General features: G+C 59.7%; 14 protein-coding genes. 7 read left to right on the top strand and 7 right to left on the bottom strand.

Annotation, left to right across the window (positions count from 1 at the left end; translation table 11 throughout):
* Positions 1-142 precede the first annotated feature (142 nt).
* Positions 143-1,084, top strand: coding sequence for a CAF17-like 4Fe-4S cluster assembly/insertion protein YgfZ (ygfZ, locus tag AB4O45_RS19975; RefSeq protein ID WP_150636508.1), 942 nt, complete (start codon positions 143-145; stop codon positions 1,082-1,084).
* Between the two features lie 34 nt (positions 1,085-1,118).
* Positions 1,119-1,940, top strand: coding sequence for an HDOD domain-containing protein (locus AB4O45_RS19970; protein WP_016770675.1), 822 nt, complete (start codon positions 1,119-1,121; stop codon positions 1,938-1,940).
* Positions 1,941-2,086: 146 nt separating this feature from the next.
* Here the strand turns inward: AB4O45_RS19970 and AB4O45_RS19965 are convergent, their stop codons facing one another.
* Entirely contained in the window at positions 2,087-3,472 is a 1,386-nt protein-coding gene (locus AB4O45_RS19965; protein WP_039760888.1) for a sensor histidine kinase, read from the bottom strand.
* On the bottom strand, positions 3,465-4,136 hold the full coding sequence (locus tag AB4O45_RS19960) for a response regulator (protein WP_024011992.1): 672 nt from the start codon (positions 4,134-4,136) through the stop codon (positions 3,465-3,467). Before AB4O45_RS19960 ends, AB4O45_RS19965 begins: the two co-directional genes overlap by 8 nt.
* 445 nt (positions 4,137-4,581) lie before the next feature.
* On the opposite strand from AB4O45_RS19960, the gene AB4O45_RS19955 reads away from it, so the two are divergent.
* Genes AB4O45_RS19955 through AB4O45_RS19940 form a run of 4 tightly spaced genes read left to right on the top strand, consistent with a single transcriptional unit; the run spans position 4,582 to position 8,616 of the window.
* Positions 4,582-5,559: a Bug family tripartite tricarboxylate transporter substrate binding protein gene (locus AB4O45_RS19955; protein ID WP_024011991.1), complete on the top strand. Its 978-nt coding sequence runs from the start codon at positions 4,582-4,584 to the stop codon at positions 5,557-5,559.
* Positions 5,560-5,614: 55 nt separating this feature from the next.
* Entirely contained in the window at positions 5,615-6,073 is a 459-nt protein-coding gene (locus AB4O45_RS19950) for a tripartite tricarboxylate transporter TctB family protein (protein WP_095180598.1), read from the top strand.
* A gap of 1 nt (position 6,074) precedes the next feature.
* Entirely contained in the window at positions 6,075-7,589 is a 1,515-nt protein-coding gene (locus AB4O45_RS19945; RefSeq protein ID WP_016771277.1) for a tripartite tricarboxylate transporter permease, read from the top strand.
* Positions 7,582-8,616 (top strand): AbrB family transcriptional regulator, encoded by a 1,035-nt coding sequence (locus AB4O45_RS19940; protein WP_056783516.1) that lies wholly within the window; start codon positions 7,582-7,584, stop codon positions 8,614-8,616. The genes AB4O45_RS19945 and AB4O45_RS19940 overlap by 8 nt, the downstream gene beginning before the upstream one ends.
* A 119-nt stretch (positions 8,617-8,735) precedes the next feature.
* On the opposite strand, the gene ung is transcribed toward AB4O45_RS19940, so the two are convergent.
* Positions 8,736-9,428 (bottom strand): uracil-DNA glycosylase, encoded by a 693-nt coding sequence (gene ung / locus AB4O45_RS19935; protein WP_252877641.1) that lies wholly within the window; start codon positions 9,426-9,428, stop codon positions 8,736-8,738.
* A 132-nt stretch (positions 9,429-9,560) separates the two neighbouring features.
* On the opposite strand from ung, the gene AB4O45_RS19930 reads away from it, so the two are divergent.
* On the top strand, positions 9,561-10,673 hold the full coding sequence (locus AB4O45_RS19930; protein WP_460160455.1) for an enoyl-CoA hydratase/isomerase family protein: 1,113 nt from the start codon (positions 9,561-9,563) through the stop codon (positions 10,671-10,673).
* A 64-nt stretch (positions 10,674-10,737) separates the two neighbouring features.
* Here the strand turns inward: AB4O45_RS19930 and AB4O45_RS19925 are convergent, their stop codons facing one another.
* The 4 genes from AB4O45_RS19925 to AB4O45_RS19910 form a co-directional block, all read right to left on the bottom strand.
* Complete coding sequence (locus AB4O45_RS19925; protein WP_460160454.1) at positions 10,738-16,269, bottom strand: calcium-binding protein; 5,532 nt, start codon at positions 16,267-16,269, stop codon at positions 10,738-10,740.
* Between the two features lie 2 nt (positions 16,270-16,271).
* Positions 16,272-17,126 (bottom strand): hypothetical protein, encoded by an 855-nt coding sequence (locus AB4O45_RS19920; RefSeq protein ID WP_460160453.1) that lies wholly within the window; start codon positions 17,124-17,126, stop codon positions 16,272-16,274.
* Position 17,127: 1 nt separating this feature from the next.
* Positions 17,128-18,372: a glycosyltransferase family 4 protein gene (locus AB4O45_RS19915; protein WP_460160452.1), complete on the bottom strand. Its 1,245-nt coding sequence runs from the start codon at positions 18,370-18,372 to the stop codon at positions 17,128-17,130.
* Between the two features lie 196 nt (positions 18,373-18,568).
* On the bottom strand, positions 18,569-18,973 hold the full coding sequence (locus AB4O45_RS19910; RefSeq protein WP_039760873.1) for a hypothetical protein: 405 nt from the start codon (positions 18,971-18,973) through the stop codon (positions 18,569-18,571).
* Positions 18,974-19,162 lie beyond the last annotated feature (189 nt).

Below are 19,162 nucleotides of genomic sequence, written 5' to 3'. Positions count from 1 at the left end.
CCTCGAATTTGCCGGGCAGTATACAGCCCCGGCGCGGGCCGCACAGTCGGCTTTGGTCGGGCACCCGTGATCCTTTATCAACTACCCATTTCAACCCTGCCCCCTTATGATGTGCCCCAGTCTATTTACCCTGCGATGACCCATGGCCGATTCTGCTTTTTTCTGCACCCTGTCTCATGAAGGCGTACTCGCGGTTCGCGGTGCGGACGCCGGAAAATTCCTGCAAGGCCAGTTGACCTGCAATATCAATTACCTGAGCGACACCCGCGCCAGCCTCGGCGCCCGCTGCACACAGAAAGGCCGGATGCAGTCGAGCTTCCGTATTCTGCTTGAAGGTGACGGCGTGGTGATGGCGATGGCCAGCGAGCTGCTCGAGCCGCAACTGGCCGACCTGAAAAAGTACGCAGTGTTCTCCAAATCGAAACTGACCGATGAAAGCGCCGCCTGGGTGCGCTTCGGTGTGGCACATGGCGATGCAGCCCTGACCAGCCTCGGTCTGGCACTGCCCGCCGAAACCGACAGCGTTGTGCGCAACGAAGGCCTGATCGCAATTCGCGTTTCGCCCGAGCGCGCCGAACTCTGGGTGCCTGCCGCTCAGGCGCCAAACATTCAAAGCCGACTGTCCGCCACGCTGGCTGAGGGCGAACTGAATCAATGGCTGCTGGGCCAGATCCGCGCCGGTATCGGCCAGGTCATGCCTTCCACCCGCGAGCTGTTTATCCCGCAGATGCTCAATTTGCAGGCGGTCGGCGGCGTGAGTTTCAAGAAAGGCTGCTACACCGGCCAGGAAATCGTCGCGCGCATGCAGTACCTGGGCAAGCTCAAGCGGCGCCTGTACCGCCTGCGCCTCGACGCGGCCGAGTTGCCGGAGCCCGGCACTCAACTGTTCGCCCCCAGCCACAACAGCTCGATCGGCGAAGTGGTGCTGGCGGCCAATGCCGAGGGAAACATTGAACTCCTGGCCGTGTTGCAGGCCGAAGCTGCCGAAGCCGGTGATTTGCGTCTGGGCGCCCTCGAAGGCCCCGCGTTGCACGTGCTCGACCTGCCTTACGAACTGGATCGCGACCGCGAAATCCAGCGTTGATCGCAGCATTGTTGCAACACCCTAGAGAGTCCAAATGAGCGAACTGGCGGAAAAGGTCCAACAGGATTTGGTTGCGGCCATCGATAACGATGACCTGGTTCTGCCAACGTTGCCGGAAGTGGCCCTGCAAATTCGCAAGGCCGCCGAGGATCCGGAAATCAGCGTCAGCGATCTGAGCAAAGTCATCGGCCGCGACACCGCGCTGTCGGCGCGCCTGATCAAAGTGGTCAACAGTCCGCTGCTGCGCGCTGCGCAGGAAGTCACCGACCTGCACACCGCCATTACCCGTTTGGGCATCAACTACAGCAGCAACCTGGCGATCGGTCTGGTGATGGAGCAGATCTTCAATGCCCGCTCCGAGGTGGTCGAACAGAAGATGCGCGAAGTCTGGCGCAGCAGTCTGGAAATCGCTGGCGTCAGCTATGCCCTGTGTCGTCGTCACACTCAGCTCAAACCCGATCAGGCGGCACTCGGCGGGCTGGTGCATCAGATTGGCGTGCTGCCGATTCTGACTTACGCCGAAGACCACAATGAACTGCTCTCTGATGCGGTCAGCCTGACCCATGTGATCGAGCAGATTCACCCATTGCTCGGCGAGAAATTGCTGCGGGTCTGGGAGTTTCCCGAGCGCCTGGTGCATTTGCCATTGCTGTATCAAGACTTCAGCCGCGACTCGACGCGCATCGATTACGTCGATGTCGTGCAAGTGGCCAATTTGTATTGCCGCAAGGACACCGATCATCCGTTTGCGCGGATTGATCCGTTTAGCGTGCCGGCGTTCAGGAAGCTGGGGATTGATCCGGAGAACAAGCAGTTTTGCGCGGATCTGGAAGAATCGCGGTCGATGTTCTACTGACCTGTGGTGAGGGGATTTATCCCCGTTGGGTTGCGAAGCGACCCTAGACTCTGCGATCCGAACCGCGACTGCTGCGCAGCCGAGCGGGGATAAATCCCCTCGCCACAAAACTACTACCAGGGGGAAAATCCCCCGCCACAAAAGTATTACCCGGCAATAAAACTGACCCGCACCTTCAACCCTGCCTGCTCGCCATCATGCAAGGTGATCTGCGCCAGATGCGCGCGACAGATCTCGCCGACAATCGCCAAGCCCAGACCTGAACCGGCGACCTGCTGATTACGCCGGTAAAACCGCTCGAACACCCGATCGCGCTCATGCAGCGGGATCCCGGGCCCGTCGTCCTCAACCTCAAGCACCGCCGGCGCCGTCACCCGCAAAATCACGTTGCCGCCCGGCGGCGTGTGCGCCAGCGCGTTGTCGACCAGATTGCTCAGCAGCTCATTGAGCAGCGTCGGCTCACCGCGCAGCCACACCGGTTCATCCGCTTCAAGCGCCAGCGCCACGCCGCGCTTGTGCGCCAAAGGCGCCATGGCCATGCCCAGCTCTCGGGCCAATTGACTCAGATCGAGCAACTGCGCGCCGCCCTCGGCAATCGCCCGCGCACCGTTTTCGACACGGGCCAGCGACAGCAGCTGATTGGCCAGATGGGTCAGGCGATCGGTGCTTTGTGCGGATGACTCAAGGGTGGTGCGCCAGGTTTCCGGTTCGTTTGAGCGCAGGCCCAATTCCAGGCGTGCCTTGAGTGCCGCCAGCGGCGTGCGCAACTCGTGAGCGGCATCGGCGATGAACTGCGCCTGCCGCTCGAACTGGCCGCGTAGCCTTTCGGTGAAATGATTGAGCGCGCGGACCAAGGGTCCCAGTTCATGCTGCACTTCCACCAACGGCAGTGGCCGCAAGTCGTCGGGCTGGCGTTCCTCAACGGCGGTTCTTAACCGCTCCAGCGGGCGCAACGCCGCACTCACCGCGAACCACACCAGCAACAATGCGCCCACGGCCAGCATGCCCAGGCGCAGCAACGTATCGGCCGCCAGACTGCGCGCCATACTGACTCGCGCTTCGTCGGTTTCAGCCACGCGGATCTCCGCCATGCCGTTCATGTTCGGCTCGCTTACGGCCTTGAGCAGGCTGACCACGCGCACGTTCTGGCCGTTGTACTTCGCATTGTAAAAGCGCGCCAGCGCCGGATAGCTGTCGGTGCGCGGCGTGCCGGGCGGTGGCCCGGGAAGATTTTCGTAGCCGGAAATCAGCTTCTGGTGAATGTCGTTGACCTGGTAATAGATGCGCCCGGCGCTGTCGTAGGCGAAGGTGTCCAGCGCCACGTAAGGCACATCGGCGCTGAGGCTGCCATCGCGCTGCGACAACCCGGCAGCGATGGTGCGTGCCGAGGCCAGCAGCGTGCGGTCATACGCGGTGTCGGCGGCTTCGCGACCGTTCCAGTAAGCGCTCAAGCCGCTGGCGAGCATCAGCACCACCAGCAACCATCCAAGGTTCCACAGCAACCGCCAGCGCAGGCTGCTGGGCTTATGCATCGCGGCTTTCCAGCAGATAGCCGAGGCCACGGAAGGTGACGATGGCCACGGGCTGGCCATCGAGTTTCTTGCGCAAGCGGTGCACGTAGATTTCGATGGCGTCGGGGCTGGCTTCTTCATCGAGGCCGAACACCTGCGCGGCCAGTTGTTCCTTGCTCATCACTCGCCCCGGCCGCGCGATCAACGCTTCGAGGACGGCTTGCTCGCGTGAGGTGAGGGTCAGCAGTTCGTCGCCGAGGGTGAAGCGCCGCGTATCGAGGTCGTAAGCCAGCACGCCACAGCGCTGCTGACGCTCGCCGCCCAGGACACTACGGCGCAGCAAGGCTTTGACCCGCGCTTCCAGTTCCGTCAGTTCGAACGGCTTGGCCAGGTAGTCGTCAGCACCGAGATTGAGGCCATGCACGCGATCCTTGACGTCACTGCGCGCGGTCAGCATCAACACCGGCAGGTTTTTGCCGCGTGCACGCAGCCGCGCCAGCACCTCGAAACCGTCCATGCGCGGCAGGCCTACGTCGAGGATCGCTACGGCGTATTCCTCGCTGCCCAACGCCAGGTCGGCAGCTACGCCATCGTGCAACACATCCACCGTCAGACCGGTGCTCTTGAGCGCCTGAGCCACGCTTTCGGCCAGTTGCAAATGGTCTTCGACGAGCAGGACACGCATGGATTTTTACCTCGTTCAGGGTTGGCCGACGCCACGCTTTGTCGCGGAGTTTACAGCCGCAACCGCCGCTGTGAAGCCCGAAAAACCGTGAAAGACAATTGAAAGGTTGTTGAAAGGTTAGCCGGTTAGAGTCGGCCCACGGACAGTTTCGACTGTCGCCGCTGCCGCCACACAGCGCAACGAAAAACGCCATGAAGCGTTTTCGACTCATAAGAACAATAACGGAGTACCCCAGCATGCCCTCCATGCGCACCAAGGCTGTAATGCCTGCTCGCCTTGCTCGATTCCACCGTTGCACCGTCGGCTTCTCGCCGCAGTCCTGTTTCCCCTCCGTTGTTTCAGTCGTTGCGCGCGCGCCGCGAGAAAACTGCGCCTGCCGCTAGGTTTTCGCGTTGCCCTTTGGTCATTCGGTCCATCCATAACAACAACTCCTCTGGAGACTCAAATGAACGTATCACTGCGTAAAGTTGCTCTCGCCGCTGGCGCGATGCTGTTTGCCGGCCAACTCATGGCCGAGCCGAAACGTCCGGAATGCATCGCCCCCGCCTCCCCCGGCGGCGGTTTCGACCTGACCTGCAAACTGGTGCAGAGCGCACTGGTCAACCAGAAGTTGTTGAGCAAGCCGATGCGCGTGACCTACATGCCCGGCGGCGTCGGCGCGGTGGCGTACAACGCGGTGGTGGCACAACGTCCGGCGGATGCCGGCACGCTGGTGGCGTGGTCGAGCGGTTCGCTGTTGAACCTGGCCCAGGGCAAGTTCGGCCGCTTCGATGAAACCAACGTGCGCTGGCTCGCGGCCGTCGGCACCAGCTACGGCGCCATCGCAGTGAAAAGCGATTCGCCCTACAAGACCCTCGACGATCTCGTCCAGGCGTTGAAGAAAGATCCAGGCTCGGTGGTTATCGGCTCCGGCGGCACCGTCGGCAGCCAGGACTGGATGCAGACCGCACTGATCGCCAAGGCTGCCGGTATCAACCCGCGCGAACTGCGTTACGTGGCACTCGAAGGCGGTGGTGAAATCGCCACGGCCCTGCTCGGCGGCCACATTCAGGTCGGCAGTACCGACATCTCCGACTCCATGCCGCACATCCAGAGCGGTGACATGCGCCTGCTCGCGGTGTTCTCGGACAAGCGTCTCGACGAACCGGAAATGAAGGACATCCCGACCGCTCGCGAGCAAGGCTACGACATCGTCTGGCCGGTGGTGCGCGGCTTCTACCTCGGGCCAAAAGTCAGCGACGAAGACTACGCCTGGTGGAAAGACTCGTTCGACAAACTGCTGGCTTCCGACGAGTTCGCCAAGCTGCGCGACCAGCGTGAGCTGTTCCCGTTCGCCATGACCGGCCCGGAACTGGACACCTACGTGAAGAAGCAGGTCGCCGACTACAAAGTGCTGGCCAAAGAGTTCGGCCTGATCCAGTGATCGTCTCTGTCTAGTGGCTGCGTCTCCTACGCGGGGACGCAGCACAGGAGCTCCCATGCTTATTCAACGCATTTTCGCCTCGGTGTTGCTGCTGGTGTGTGCCGGCCTGGCACTGATGGCGTGGCCGTACCAAGCGGCTTTTTCCTATGAACCGGTCGGCCCACGTGCCTTTCCGCTGCTGATGCTCGGCCTGATGGGGCTGGCGCTGCTGTACATGGTGGTTCGCCCGGCCCCCATCAAACACAACCCGGATGAGCCGCCGCTGGATCGCGAAACCCTGACCAAGATAGGTCTGTGCGTGGTGTTGTTGCTGGTGTTTGCCGGCACCTTCGAACCCCTTGGCTTCATCGTGGCCAGCATCATTACCGGCGTACCGATGGCCCGTCTCTATGGCGGCCGCTGGCTGCCGAGCGTGGTCATCATCAGCCTGATGGCGGTTGGTCTCTATCTGCTGTTTGATCGCTTGATGGATGTTCCGCTGCCCCTCGGCCTGCTCAGCGTCCTGGAGAACTGATATGGATACCCTTGGCTATTTGGGTCAGGGCTTCGGCGTCGCGCTGAGCCCGTACAACCTGGTGACCGCCCTGTGCGGCACTCTGATCGGCACCGTCGTCGGCCTGTTGCCGGGCCTTGGTCCGATCAATGGCGTGGCGTTGCTGATTCCGATCGCGTTCGCGCTCGGCCTGCCGCCGGAGTCGGCGTTGATCCTGCTCGCGGCGGTGTATCTGGGCTGCGAATACGGCGGCCGGATCAGCTCGATCCTGCTGAACATTCCGGGCGAAGCCTCGACTGTAATGACCACCCTCGACGGCTACCCTATGGCCCGCAAAGGCATGGCCGGTGTGGCACTGTCGCTGTCGGCGTGGAGTTCGTTCATCGGCGCGTTCATCGCCACCTGCGGCATGGTCCTGTTTGCGCCGCTGCTGGCGAAATGGGCGATTGCCTTCGGACCGGCGGAATACTTCGTGTTGATGGTGTTCGCAATTGTCTGTCTCGGCGGCATGGCCGGTGATCGACCGTTGAAGACCTTTATTGCGGCGCTGATCGGCCTATTCCTTTCCACCGTCGGCATCGACGCCAACAGTGGCGTGTACCGCTTCACCGGCGACAACATTCACCTGACCGACGGCATCCAGTTCGTCGTGCTGGTGCTGGGTCTGTTCTCGATCAGCGAAATCCTTCTGCTGCTGGAAAAGACCCACCACGGCCAGGAAGCGGTGAAAGCCACCGGCCGGATGATGTTCAACTTCAAGGAAGCGGCGTCGGTTTTCGTCGTCAACGTCCGCTGCGGCGTGCTCGGTTTCATCATGGGCGTGCTGCCCGGTGCCGGCGCGACGCTCGCCAGTGCCGTGGCCTACATGACCGAGAAGCGCATCGCCGGCACCAGCGGCAAATTCGGTGAAGGTGATCCGCGTGGTCTGGCCGCGCCAGAGACCGCAATCGGCGGCGCGGCGTGCGGCGCTCTCGTTCCGATGCTGACCCTCGGCGTTCCGGGTTCGGGCACAACTGCGGTGATGATCGGCGCGCTGTCGCTGTACAACATCACCCCGGGTCCACTGCTGTTCCAACAGCAACCGGACATCGTCTGGGGTCTGATCGCGTCGTTGTTCATCGCCAACGTGATGCTGGTGATCCTCAACATCCCGATGATCCGCGTATTCACCCGCATCCTCGCCGTGCCGAACTGGGCGCTGGTGCCGATCATCGCGATCATCACCGGGATCGGCGTTTACGCGGTGCACGCGACCACCTTCGATCTGTTCCTGATGATCGGTATCGGCATCTTCGGTTACATCCTGCGCAAGCTGGATTTCCCGCTGTCGCCACTGCTGCTGGGCTTCATCCTCGGTGGCCTGATGGAGCAGAACCTGCGTCGCGCGCTGTCGATCTCCAATGGCGCGCTGGAGATTCTCTGGTCGAGTCCGATCACCTTCGGTTGCTGGATCCTCACCGCGATCATGCTGCTGATGCCGCTGATTCGCATCTGGCGTAAACGTTCGGCGGCACGGCGCGTCATTGCCGATGTTTGATCGCTTGTCCCTGAAAGCCTGGTGGGGCACCCCGCTGGTCGGTCTGCTTGGCGGTTTCATCGCCAGCCAGATCGGCTGGCCGCTACCGTGGATGGTCGGCTCGTTGCTGGCGATCATCCTGGTGCGCTGCCTGACGCCGTGGCAACTGGCGGAAATCCCTGGCGGGCGCAAGTGCGGCCAGTGGATCGTCGGCATCGGTATCGGCCTGCACTTCACCCCGTTGGTGATGGAACAGGTGCTCAGTCATTTCGGTTTGATCTTCTTCGGTGCATTGGTCACCAGCCTGTCGGCGGTGGTCGGCGTGTGGCTGATGCGCCGCACCGGCGAGGATCGCGCCACGGCTTTTTTCTCAAGCATGCCCGGTGGTTCCGGGGAGATGGTCAACCTCGGCGCTCGTAACGGTGCACTGCTCAGCCATGTCGCGGCCGGGCAGAGTCTGCGGGTGTTGGTGGTGGTGTTGTGCGTGCCGGCGGCATTCAAGTATCTGCTCGGCGACGGCACGCCGATTTCTCACGCCGGCAGTGTCGATTGGCGCTGGCTGGCGATTCTGTTCCCGGCGGGCGCCCTGCTCGCCTGGCTCTGGCAGCGTCTGCGCCAACCCAATCCATGGCTGTTCGGGCCGTTACTGGTCAGTGCAGCGGTCAGCATCACCTGGGATCTGCACATCGGTTTGCCCAATGGCGGCAGTCAGATCGGCCAATGGCTGATTGGCAGCGGCCTGGGCTGTCACTTCAATCGGCAGTTCTTCCGCCGCGCGCCGTCGTTCATGGGCCGGACGTTGATCGGCACGGCGCTGACCATGTTGATCGCGTCGCTGGCGGCGCTGGGCTTGAGTGCATTGACCCATCTGGATCTGCGTTCGCTGACCCTGGGCATGATGCCCGGCGGGATCGCCGAGATGAGCCTGACGGCGGAGACCCTGCAACTGTCGGTGCCGCTGGTGACGGCGATGCAGGTGATGCGGCTGTTGTTTGTGCTGTTTCTGGCGGAGCCGTTGTTCAAATACTGGAATCGTCATCCCGCCTAAGTCTGCGAGATCGGGTCGCTCTTTTCGCGAGCAGGCTCGCTCCCACAGGGGGTTTGTGGCTTGCACACAATTCCTGTGGGAGCGAGCCTGCTCGCGAAGGGGCCAACCCGGTCGACACATCAAATCGGTGGCAAGCGCCAGTCGATCGGCGTTTCGCCATTCTGTTCGAGAAACTTGTTGGTTCGGCTGAAATGCCCACAGCCCAAAAACCCGCGATAGGCCGACAACGGCGACGGATGCACCGAGGTCAGCACCAGGTGCTTGGTCGCGTCGATCAGCTTCTGCTTGCTCTGCGCATGGGCGCCCCAGAGCATGAACACCAGATGCGGCTGCCGTTCGCTGACCACCTCAATGATGCGATCGGTGAAGTGCTGCCAGCCCTTGTCCTTGTGCGCGTTGGCGTTGGCGCGCTCAACCGTCATGGTGGTGTTGAGCAGCAGCACGCCCTGTTCGGCCCAGCTCTGCAGGTAGCCGTGGTTGGGAATGTCGATATTGAGGTCGCGCTTCAGCTCTTTATAGATGTTGACCAGCGACGGCGGCGCCGGCACGCCCGGTTGCACGGAAAAGCACAGACCATGGGCCTGGCCCGGGCCGTGATACGGATCCTGGCCAAGGATCACCACTTTGACTTTATCCAGCGGCGTCGAATTCAGCGCATTGAAAATCAGCGGTCCCGGCGGATAGATCTCCTTGCCGGCTGCCCGCTCCTGCTGCAGAAAGCTGCGCAACTCTGCCATGTAAGGCTGGTCGAACTCAGCACGCAGTGCCTCCTTCCAGCTCGGTTCGAGTTTGATACGGTCGTCAGCAGTCATGGTCATTTCCGGCAAAAACAATGGGGCGAACCCTAGGAAAGCCGACCACGCTTGTCAATTGATCTGACGCAGATCCGGCACTTTCCCCCATAGCGATCATACTGATCGCTCAAATTCCCGATCGAGGTCACGATGAATCTGCACTTCGAAGAACTTACCGGCACCGACGGCGCCCGCATCGGCATCGCCAGCCTGGATGCCGAAAAATCGTTGAACGCGCTGTCACTGTCGATGATCAACGCCCTCAGCGACAAATTGAACGCCTGGGCCAATGACCCTCAAATCGTCTGCGTGCTGCTGCGCGGCAACGGCGCCAAAGCCTTCTGCGCCGGCGGTGAGGTGCGCAGCCTGGTCGAAGCCTGCCGCGCTCACCCCGGCGAAGTGCCGCCGTTGGCCGCGCAGTTTTTCAGCGCGGAATATCGCCTCGATTACAGCCTGCATACCTATCCCAAGCCGCTGATCTGCTGGGGTCACGGTTATGTGCTCGGTGGCGGCATGGGCCTGTTGCAGGGCGCGAGCACGCGGATCGTCACGCCGAGCAGCCGTCTGGCGATGCCGGAAATCACTATTGGACTGTATCCGGACGTCGGCGCCAGTTGGTTTCTCGCCCGATTGCCGGGCAAGCTCGGCTTGTTTCTCGGCCTGACCGGCGCGCACATCAACGGCCGTGATGCGCTGGATCTGGATCTGGCCGATCGCTTCCTGCTCGACGAACAGCAACCGCAATTGATCGAAGGCCTGCTGCAATTGAACTGGCAGGAACAGACCGCCATGCAGCTCAACAGCCTGCTCAAGGCTCTGCAGCAGGAGGCACTTGAGCAAATGCCCGAAGCGCAGTGGCTGCCGCGTCGCCAGCTGATCGACGAACTGCTCGACGTCAGCGACGTCACCTGTGCGTGGAAAGCCATCAGTCTGCACCGCGACAGCAGCGATCCATTGATCGCCCGAGCGGCGAAAACCATGACCGAGGGCTCGCCGCTGACCGCGCATCTGGTCTGGGAACAGATCAGCCGCGCGCGGCACATGTCGCTGGCCGAAGTATTCCAGATGGAATACACCCTGAGCCTCAATTGCTGCCGCCATCCGGAATTCAGCGAAGGCGTGCGTGCGCGGTTGATCGACAAGGATCAGAAGCCGCACTGGCACTGGCCGGACATCAATAACGTGCCGGATGCGGTGGTCGAGGCGCACTTTCATAAGGTCTCGGAGGGACGGCATCCGTTGGCGGATCTGACCCAGTATTGAAGTGGCGCGAGGCCCGCGATGGCGACTGGATTGCCTTCGCGGGCCGGCTCAATCAGTCGTCTTGTCAGACATTCAGTCCGTAGAACTCAATGAATTCCTTCATGGCCCGCTGCGCTTCATCGTCGCCCTTTATCAAAATGTCTTCGACATCTCTCAGTGGCGGAAGCGGGTGCAGACGTTCAGCAATTTGCCTTGCGCTGTAGTCTTGAATCGCTGTTCCTTCGCTGACTCTTATGAAGCCAATAGCGCTTTCACCTTCGGCAAAATGACTGGAAACCCGGATTTTCGGTGCCATGCCGTAGTCGACCACGATCACCAGATCATCACGCTCACGGTGAAACTTCAGGTTGTCGATCGTCAGCCTGCGTTCGGAAAAATCGATCCCGTCCAGGCCGCCTCCGTTGTTGATGATCACGTCTCTGCCGAGGCCATCGTATCGGTAGATATCATTTCCCGCGCCGCCGGTTAGCGTGTCATTGCCCGGCCCACCCAGCAGCAGATCATCACCGGGGCTGCCCGTGAGCACGTCATCCCCCTGCATCCCTCGGATCTCCCCCGCGCCGCTTATCGTGTCATTGCCGCGACCGCCCACGAGTGGCAGCGCTCGTCCGTCTCGCAAGGAAATTGAACGGGTGGGATGGTTGACGATGACACCCGTATGAAAAGTCTCGGGCGCAGGTCCCAGCTGACTTGATTCCAGGAGCTGCTTCAAACTTGCGACCGACCCATCGGCGAACTTGACGAGCTCAATACCGGCGCCCTCAAGTTCACCGCTGTGGGGCCAGACGATGCGGACTTTCTGTGTCCCGCCCCATTGGATATCGAGTGTCGGATGAAGCATTTTCGCTCTCGGCGGGTTGCGGTAAGCCGCGCGATCCGGGTTGGGCTCCAGCTCGACATGGGTGGTCTCTATCAGCGCAGCACTCCAGCTCAATTGCAGTGCATCGCGCTGCGCATCTGCTGGAAGAACGACCGTGTCCTGATCGATCAATCCGTACTCATCTTTCCACCCCGCTACGCCTACTTCTGCGCGGTGGAAAACAGGGTTCGGCACATCCGCAATCGTGGTGGTCGCTGCGGCGTACGCTTGCACGATGTAGGTGTCGGCGCCGTCTTCGCCGTAAAGCCAGTCATCCCCTGCCCCGCTGACCAGATAGTCGGCGCCCTCGGCGCCCAGCAAGGTATCGTCACCTGCACCTGCGGATAAAAACGCGCCCGGTGTTCTGTCGCCGACAGTGCCGTAGTCAAGTGGGGAGCCTGCATAAGCGACGATCAGATCATCACCCGCGCCGCCGTGGAAAACGTTTTCCACTTCGACGTTGACTCGCCCGCCGGCATCGTTGCCATGGACGATTTTGCGTTTGATCGTTTCAGTTGTGACATCCCAGCGAAACGCCTTGGGCACTGTTGCGCCCGAACTGAAGCTTGCCGCCGGATAGACGTACCAGCCTTCAAGCGCGCCGGATTCCTTTCGGCCCTCAACCAATACGTCGCCCGTATTGAATGAAAACCCGTTGGCCGAACCGGATCGATAATAGCGAGGCGCCTGAGCAGAGGAAGGCATTGCTCCCTCGGCTTTCACCGGTTTATGTTCGACACGGGTTGTGGTTGTCGACTGCCTTTCACTGACCACGGCGTGCCCTGCATCAACCTTCATCCATGGCGGCGTTTCAGACAGTGTCCCCGCTTCGACGCTGCCATCGATCAGCTCCGTGTGAGTGGTGTAACCGGTGTCGCTGGTAGTGATATGGCTGCGAACCCAGACGCCTTGCTCATTCAAGGTAAAACCTGTGGCGTGTCTGCGGGCGGAGCGTTTTGACTTGATTTGCGCGAGGAACTCATCGGTCCAGTTGACCGTTTGAACAGACGCCACCGGGCCTTGCGCCGCAGCGGTGAAATCGTCTGGCTTAACCGGATCCTCAACTTTGCTTTCAGGGGATGCCGGGGCGGTGACAGGTTCTGGTACGGGTGACTCGGCCGTCTCTATCGGTGGCAATGTTTTGCGCAGGACATCTGCATAATCAAGTACCACGCCGTCGCTGAAATTGAATGTGGAATCCTTCCACCGCTCGTGATTCTTGATGAGTATCGCGTCGCCCGTGCCATTGGCCAGTCGCAAAACCGTGCCGACGGTAACTTCGATAACGTCGGCCTTCAGGCTTTGCGCGGAAAACCCTGCACCGAACCTGATGATGTTGCGGCCGCCGGCATCGGTGACGATATCCAGGCCGTCGCCAGCGCCGAAATAGTAGATGTCGGCGCCATCCATGCCATCCAGCACGTCAGCACCTGGACCGCCATCAAACACGTTGTCGCCAGAATCGCCGCGAAGGTAGTCCGTCCCCTCTCCGCCCAGCAATGTGTCGTTGCCGACGCCACCGAGCAACGTGTCGTTACCTGAGCCACCGTGTAGATAATCGGCATTCTGCTCGGCCTCAGCGCTGTTTTCGTAATCGCCGGCAAGGATGTCGTCACCCGCGCCGCCGTACAGCGTGTCGGCACCGAAACCACCCTGTAACGTATCGTTTCCTTCGCCGCCCTGAAGCACGTCGTTGTTGCTCCCGCCCGGTTGCAGGTCAGACACATCGCCATCGAGGAAATCAGCCCCTGCGCCACCCACCAGCGTATCCGCGCCACCCATGCCGCGCAGGGTGTCATTCCCCGCGCCGCCATCGAGAAAGTCGTTGCCGTGATAACGAACCGGATGGTCAGGGCTGTCGCCGATCAGATCGTCATGGCCTTCGCCGCCGAAGAGCAAATCATCGCCACCGCCGCCCCAGAGCGTGTCATCACCGGAGCCACCGTCCAGCAGATCATCGCCAAAAAAATGCGCGGCATCGCCTTCGACGCCGTCCAGTACGCCGTCATCACCCTGCAAAATGTCGTTGCCAGGGCCGCCATACAAAGCGTCGCTGCCACCGTTACCGCCGAGTGAATCATCACCACTGCCGCCGTCCAGCACATCGTTGCCATGGTGTCTGCTGGGCAGGCCACCGCCCCAATCGAGGTTGTCACCAAGCATCACGTCGTTGCCGCTGCCACCGGCCAGGGTGTCGTTACCTTGATCGCCTTTGAGAAAATCGTCGTCAGCTCCGCCGTCAAGCAGGTCCTCTCCCCAGCCGCCGTTGATAATGTCCTTGCCGCCCTGCCCATACAGCACGTCACTACCGCCTTCGGGCGCACTGTTTATCGAGGCCTTTGAATAGACCGCTCGGTGACTGGTCACACCGCGAGCAATCGTGACGGCAGCGCGCTTAACCGACCAACCTTGTTCCAGCGCACCGGTGGTTTCGTCTCCGGATAACACATCGTCGCCAGCACCGCCGATCAAGGTATCCCGGTCATTGCCACCGAGCAGAACATCTCGGGATGCCGTACCGATAAGCAAATCGTCACCTTGCCCGCCGTCGAGCCAGTCTCCGCGACTTGCCTTGCCCTTGGCGTCACCGTCGGCCATAGCATTTTCGAGCGTCGTCTGCTTGTCGCCGAATAACCGATCGTCTCCAGCCTTGCCGAACAATCGATCAGAACCGCCCAGGCCGAGAATGACGTCGTCTGCGGCGGAACCGTAAAGTACGTCGGCCTTGTTGCGCTGTTTGACCTTGGGCAGCAGCACCACGTTGCCCAGCTCATCAAAGGAGGGCTGATCGCCGGGGACAGTGGGATCGGCGTCTTTGGCTTTCCAGTCGCCCTGAAGCGTCAGATCCGCAGCAGTGAGCGGCTGCCCCTCGTATTCAGGGAGGCGGATGCCAAGCATCCCGGGCTGGAAGTTTTTGATCACCACCAGATCGCCCTGGCCGTATTTGATGTTGAGGGTGTTTTCAACAAGCGCCAGGGTGATGGACCGATTCTCGGTAGACCAGATGTTGCTCAGAGGCGCGCGGCGTTTGAGTGCGGGAATCGGTGCGCCATTGATCCACAGCTGCCCATTGGCATTGGCATCAAGAATCTCGTCGAGGCCATCGCCGCTGGCGAATTCATAACGGTCGTTGCCTTCGCCCCCGATCAAAGAATCGTTCCCCTTTCCTCCGATCAGAACATCATCACCGGCCATCCCGTACAACACATCATTGCCGTCACCTCCGGTTAGCGAGTCATTGCCGCGACCACCTTCAATTACATCGTGACCGGCCATCCCATCGATGGAGTCATTGCCCTCGCCGCCATACAGATGATCGGCATTGGCGCCACCAGCGAAAGATCGCCCGCCGTCATCACCGAACATGGCCAACGAGTTCAGCACTCCGGTGGTCATCGGCGCCTGTTTGCCGGAGGCGAGATCGGAGTAGGAAAACTGCTGCAGCGAGTGTTCTCCAAACGAGCCTTGGGTTCGGGCAATCAAACGGGCGAGCATCTGCGCACGGTCCGCCAGCCACTGCGCGGTGATAAAGCCTTCGCCAGTGTGCGGATCGTAAAGCTCGAGGTTGCGGTCGGGATAACCGTCGGCTCGCTCTATGACGACTTCACTGAATTGCTGCAAAGAGTTGCGCAACGCCAGACCGAGCGGCGTCGCCTCGGCTGCCAGTTTCGCCCATGCATTGGCATTGCCGAACTCGCCTATTGTTCGGGTGACGATGCTTTGCGACTGCTCTGGGGAGAATGCCGAGAAGAAGGCGTAAGCGTTGCTGGCGAAGGTGTCGTTGGTAGTGGGTATGGCAGCAGAATCGCCGTCGTAAGTGCGCTTGAACATGTCGAGAAATTCGTTCTGGCCGTAGCGCAAGATCAGCTCGACCACGGCGGCAACAGGTGTGCCTTTGACTACATGCTGAATCAGCGGATTCACACTGCCACTGGCCAGCGCGATATTGATTTGCTCGGGTACGACCGAGAGCAGACTTTGCAGTGGATTGATGCCGAAATTGCTGATCGCCGCTCGCAGGCCGACGCTGTAGGCGTCGATGGCGAAGAGAATGTTTTTATAGTCGTCGAGCCGGTTGGGTTTTGCCTGGATGGGTGGGCCGCCATCTTCCGCATCCGGGTCGCCCGCAGAGATCAGTCTCCACGTTTCATAGGGAGGTTTACCGCCCAACAGGCTGAATCCGACTGTTCCAGACCAACCGGAGTTACGTTTCACGGCGGTGTCGTCCTCCCCGCAAACCTCCTTGAACAGCGCCTCGCCAATCGCGCTGGCGTCGATTTCTGCGATCTGGCTGATTGACGGAACGGTCCAGGGTGCCAGTTGACCGGCAAGGGATCCGTTGATCAGGGTATTGATGAAATTGACGGCAACCTGGTTGGATGAAAGCTGCATCAGGTCTTCACTGAAAATTGTATTCAGTCTGAGTTCACCCTGGCGGGAGGTGTAACCACGAATCAGGGCAGAGTAGGCACCGTTTCCACCGTTGGCATCAATGGCCACGGCAAGCCAGAGTCTGGCGCTTTTCAGCACTTCTCCAGCCTCTTTATCGGCAGCTACAACGTCAGAAACTTTCTCACCAATAATATCGAACAGCTTTTGGTACAGGGGGGCGCAGCTTGCCCCTGCTATTTTCAGCGCATCGTACTGAATTTGTTTTGAGCTCAGCCTCATTCCTTTGCAAATATTAGCCGCGTTGAAAATCTCTGATTTTTCCATGTCGCTAAAAACATAACTCATTGTTACTTCCTTGTAATAACCGCCCGTGAAAGATAACCACTGAGATACTTGAGCATCTCAGGTGCTTCGCGTAATGACGCTAATCCGAGTTTTACGCCACCGTGCCCACCAGCGAAGTCGAAGTTATCCAGATTGATAGCGCAGAAGAAATTCAGTTTGCCGAAATCAAGATTTTCCAATTCAGTTCTGCTGAACCTTGCCAGTTTCTCGTCAGTCAGCTTTTCCTCCGAAGCCGGGCGAATCAAGCCGTCACAGTTGATCAACCGAGGGGTTCCATCTCGCCGCGGCCAGCCAGTAATGACAAACGTTCTAACCGAATCTTGATTCTTGAAATGCGGTGGAGGTGCATCGAGCCAAATCTCCAGCCCCGGATAATTCTTTAGTTTCACAATCAACTCATCCGGCCAGTTGACGTGCCGATAACCCCGCTCATGGGGTTCGGTGGTTTCTTTCCTGGTAAAAAGTCCGGCGTTCAATTTATAGAGCCGCCAACTTTTGGGGATCGACTCTGCGCGCTGATCCTGGTACCGGTGCAGCCCCGTCCCGGTCCGCCAGAAAAGCCCCTTCAGAGCAATCGCCAGACACGCTTTCTTGTTCACCATTTCAGGCATGCCTACATAAAACTCAGGGACTAGCGTCTTATCTATATAGGCGCCGCCTAATATCGGCACTTGCCGCATGCTCGCCAGCTTGTTCTGGCAAGCTTTCTCGTTTGCCTGGTGAATAGCCGCCGACTCGGCAGTTTGTTCTTTGCGAATATAAAATTCCGCTACGCAGTAACAGACATAAAAGAACAATCCATACTTCAACAACCTTTTAAACCACTTGATCGCCTGCTTACGCGACTTCCTGGACATTTCAAACCTCCCGCTCAAACTGCGGAACGGTTGGTATGTCGCTATGCCCGGATATCGCGCTTGCAAAAACCTCAAAATATTGGCTCACGCCCGATTCCACACTGAACCGACCTGCCGTCAACTTCGCGGTGCTGGCAAGACCACCGTACTCACCTGCCGACTTCAAAACCTTGCTTACACTTCCGGCAATTTCTTGATGGTCAAAGAAATCCACCAATATTCCATTAGCCCCCTCGACAACGACTTCCCTTACCGGAGCCGTATCCGACGCAACAACCACACAACCGGACGCCATCGCCTCCAGTAACGACCAGGACAAGACAAACGGATACGTCAAATAGACATGAACTTTCGAACACTGCAGAACCGCTCGATAAGTCTGGTAAGGAAGTTTCCCTGTGAAATGCACTCTGGAGTGATCGAAACTGACCTCCGCCTCCATCCTGCTGCGCCAATCCGGGTACCCGACCGGCTTACTCCCATAACTGACACCATCACCGCCAACCACGATGATCTGCGCATCGGGGCACTCGGCCTGAATAAGCGGGATCGCTCGCATGAAACTGTGAAAGCCGCGATAAGGCTCAAGGTTTCTGGCGACATAGGTAACGATCGGCTGTCCGGCTTTGAGCTCGATTCCATTGGGCAATCTGACTTCCCCGACTTTCGCCAGGTCAGAATTTTGAATCACACCTTCGTGAATGACCCGAATCGCCGACCGGTAAGCGGCCGGAAACAGGCTGCGCTGCCACTGCGTGGGCGCGATTGCGATATCGCATTGTTGAATATTCAACAGATGCAGCGAGTTGAGCACTCGCAGCCGTGACGACTCCCTTGCGGCTCGCCGGAATTCAGGGTCGAACCCGCAATCGGCGCCCTGCGCTCGATAGTAATACTCGCAATAGTGAATCAGCGGCGTATCGGCATAGACGTCCTTGGCAAACAGCGTCTCTCCCCATCCGGGATGAGCAAGAATCACGTCTGGCTGATAGCCCGAACGTTTCAGCCTGCCCAGGATTTCAAAAACTTTCTGCCCGTCGATCACCGCTTGTTCGTAGCGGATCAGATACGGGTGAATATTGCCGGGCGCTCGGCTGGTCGCTCGATATCGATGGGTGTTCACACCGGCGACGCCCGGTGCAGTGTCCCGACCTATCGCCATAACCTCATCACCGCGCTCCAGCGCTGCCAGCACCACATGACGGAACTGACCGGGAAAATTTTGATGAATAACCAGTAGCTTCATAGCGCTGAACGTCCATTTTTCGCCGCTATCGAGCTGAGGATTGCTCGCCTCGTTCGGCGTCCACGAACGCTAACAAACACCACGAAATGAAACTGTAGGACGCTTCCGGGATTGTCCTAGGAGATGGCCAACGAAAGGACTTTTCGCCGGGCAAAAAAAAGCGGCGCATCATGCGCCGCTTGCTCATTGCAGAGATTTACCAGCGGTTGCCACGGCCGTTGTAGTCACGACGACCGCTGTGGCGATCGTAGTTGCCGCGACCGCGGTGGTCATTGTCCCAACCGCCCCGACGGTGGCCGTCCCAGCGTCCGCGATCGTTGCCGTGCCAGCGACGGCTTTCGTAGTAACGCGGGGCCGGTTGGTAGTGCCGCGGCGCCTGGTAATAACGCGGTTGCTGGTAGTACCGCGGCGCTGGCTGGTAGTAGCGCGGCTGAGTGTAATAAGTGCCGCCGCTGCGGTAATAGGAGCCGCCACCGCTGTAATAGGCCGGTGCGGGTGATGTGTAGACCTCTGACCTGTAGTAGCTGTCTCCATAGGAATAAGGAACGCATCCGCCAAGGGAAAAAAGCATCACGGCAAGCAGTACGATTCGGCGATACATGGCGGCCTCCTGGACCGCGGGTTGGCCACACCAGCGACGCTGGCAGGCGACCGTCAGCAATTGCGTGACTGTCGAAGAATCAGACAGCGGTTTCGGAATCTGGTGCGTTCCTGCAACAAGTTGAAACAAGTGATCATGAAATCTTGTTAATCCGCAAAATCAGCGACCCGTGAAGCGTAACCGCGCTGC

This window comes from Pseudomonas sp. S2_B10, from assembly GCF_054668425.1.
Note: the sequence above shows the minus strand (reverse complement) of the source record. Positions and strands in the feature narration are given on the sequence as shown.

Excerpts from the sequence above, each read along its gene's own strand:
- AB4O45_RS19910 (WP_039760873.1), bottom strand. The coding sequence starts at position 18,973 with ATGTATCGCCGAATCGTACTGCTTGCCGTGATGCTTTTTTCCCTTGGC.
- ygfZ (WP_150636508.1), top strand. The coding sequence starts at position 143 with ATGGCCGATTCTGCTTTTTTCTGCACCCTGTCTCATGAAGGCGTACTC.
- AB4O45_RS19955 (WP_024011991.1), top strand. The coding sequence starts at position 4,582 with ATGAACGTATCACTGCGTAAAGTTGCTCTCGCCGCTGGCGCGATGCTG.
- AB4O45_RS19950 (WP_095180598.1), top strand. The coding sequence starts at position 5,615 with ATGCTTATTCAACGCATTTTCGCCTCGGTGTTGCTGCTGGTGTGTGCC.
- AB4O45_RS19965 (WP_039760888.1), bottom strand. The coding sequence starts at position 3,472 with ATGCATAAGCCCAGCAGCCTGCGCTGGCGGTTGCTGTGGAACCTTGGA.
- AB4O45_RS19945 (WP_016771277.1), top strand. The coding sequence starts at position 6,075 with ATGGATACCCTTGGCTATTTGGGTCAGGGCTTCGGCGTCGCGCTGAGC.
- AB4O45_RS19970 (WP_016770675.1), top strand. The coding sequence starts at position 1,119 with ATGAGCGAACTGGCGGAAAAGGTCCAACAGGATTTGGTTGCGGCCATC.
- ung (WP_252877641.1), bottom strand. The coding sequence starts at position 9,428 with ATGACTGCTGACGACCGTATCAAACTCGAACCGAGCTGGAAGGAGGCA.
- AB4O45_RS19940 (WP_056783516.1), top strand. The coding sequence starts at position 7,582 with ATGTTTGATCGCTTGTCCCTGAAAGCCTGGTGGGGCACCCCGCTGGTC.
- AB4O45_RS19925 (WP_460160454.1), bottom strand. The coding sequence starts at position 16,269 with ATGAGTTATGTTTTTAGCGACATGGAAAAATCAGAGATTTTCAACGCG.
- AB4O45_RS19915 (WP_460160452.1), bottom strand. The coding sequence starts at position 18,372 with ATGAAGCTACTGGTTATTCATCAAAATTTTCCCGGTCAGTTCCGTCAT.
- AB4O45_RS19960 (WP_024011992.1), bottom strand. The coding sequence starts at position 4,136 with ATGCGTGTCCTGCTCGTCGAAGACCATTTGCAACTGGCCGAAAGCGTG.
- AB4O45_RS19920 (WP_460160453.1), bottom strand. The coding sequence starts at position 17,126 with ATGTCCAGGAAGTCGCGTAAGCAGGCGATCAAGTGGTTTAAAAGGTTG.
- AB4O45_RS19930 (WP_460160455.1), top strand. The coding sequence starts at position 9,561 with ATGAATCTGCACTTCGAAGAACTTACCGGCACCGACGGCGCCCGCATC.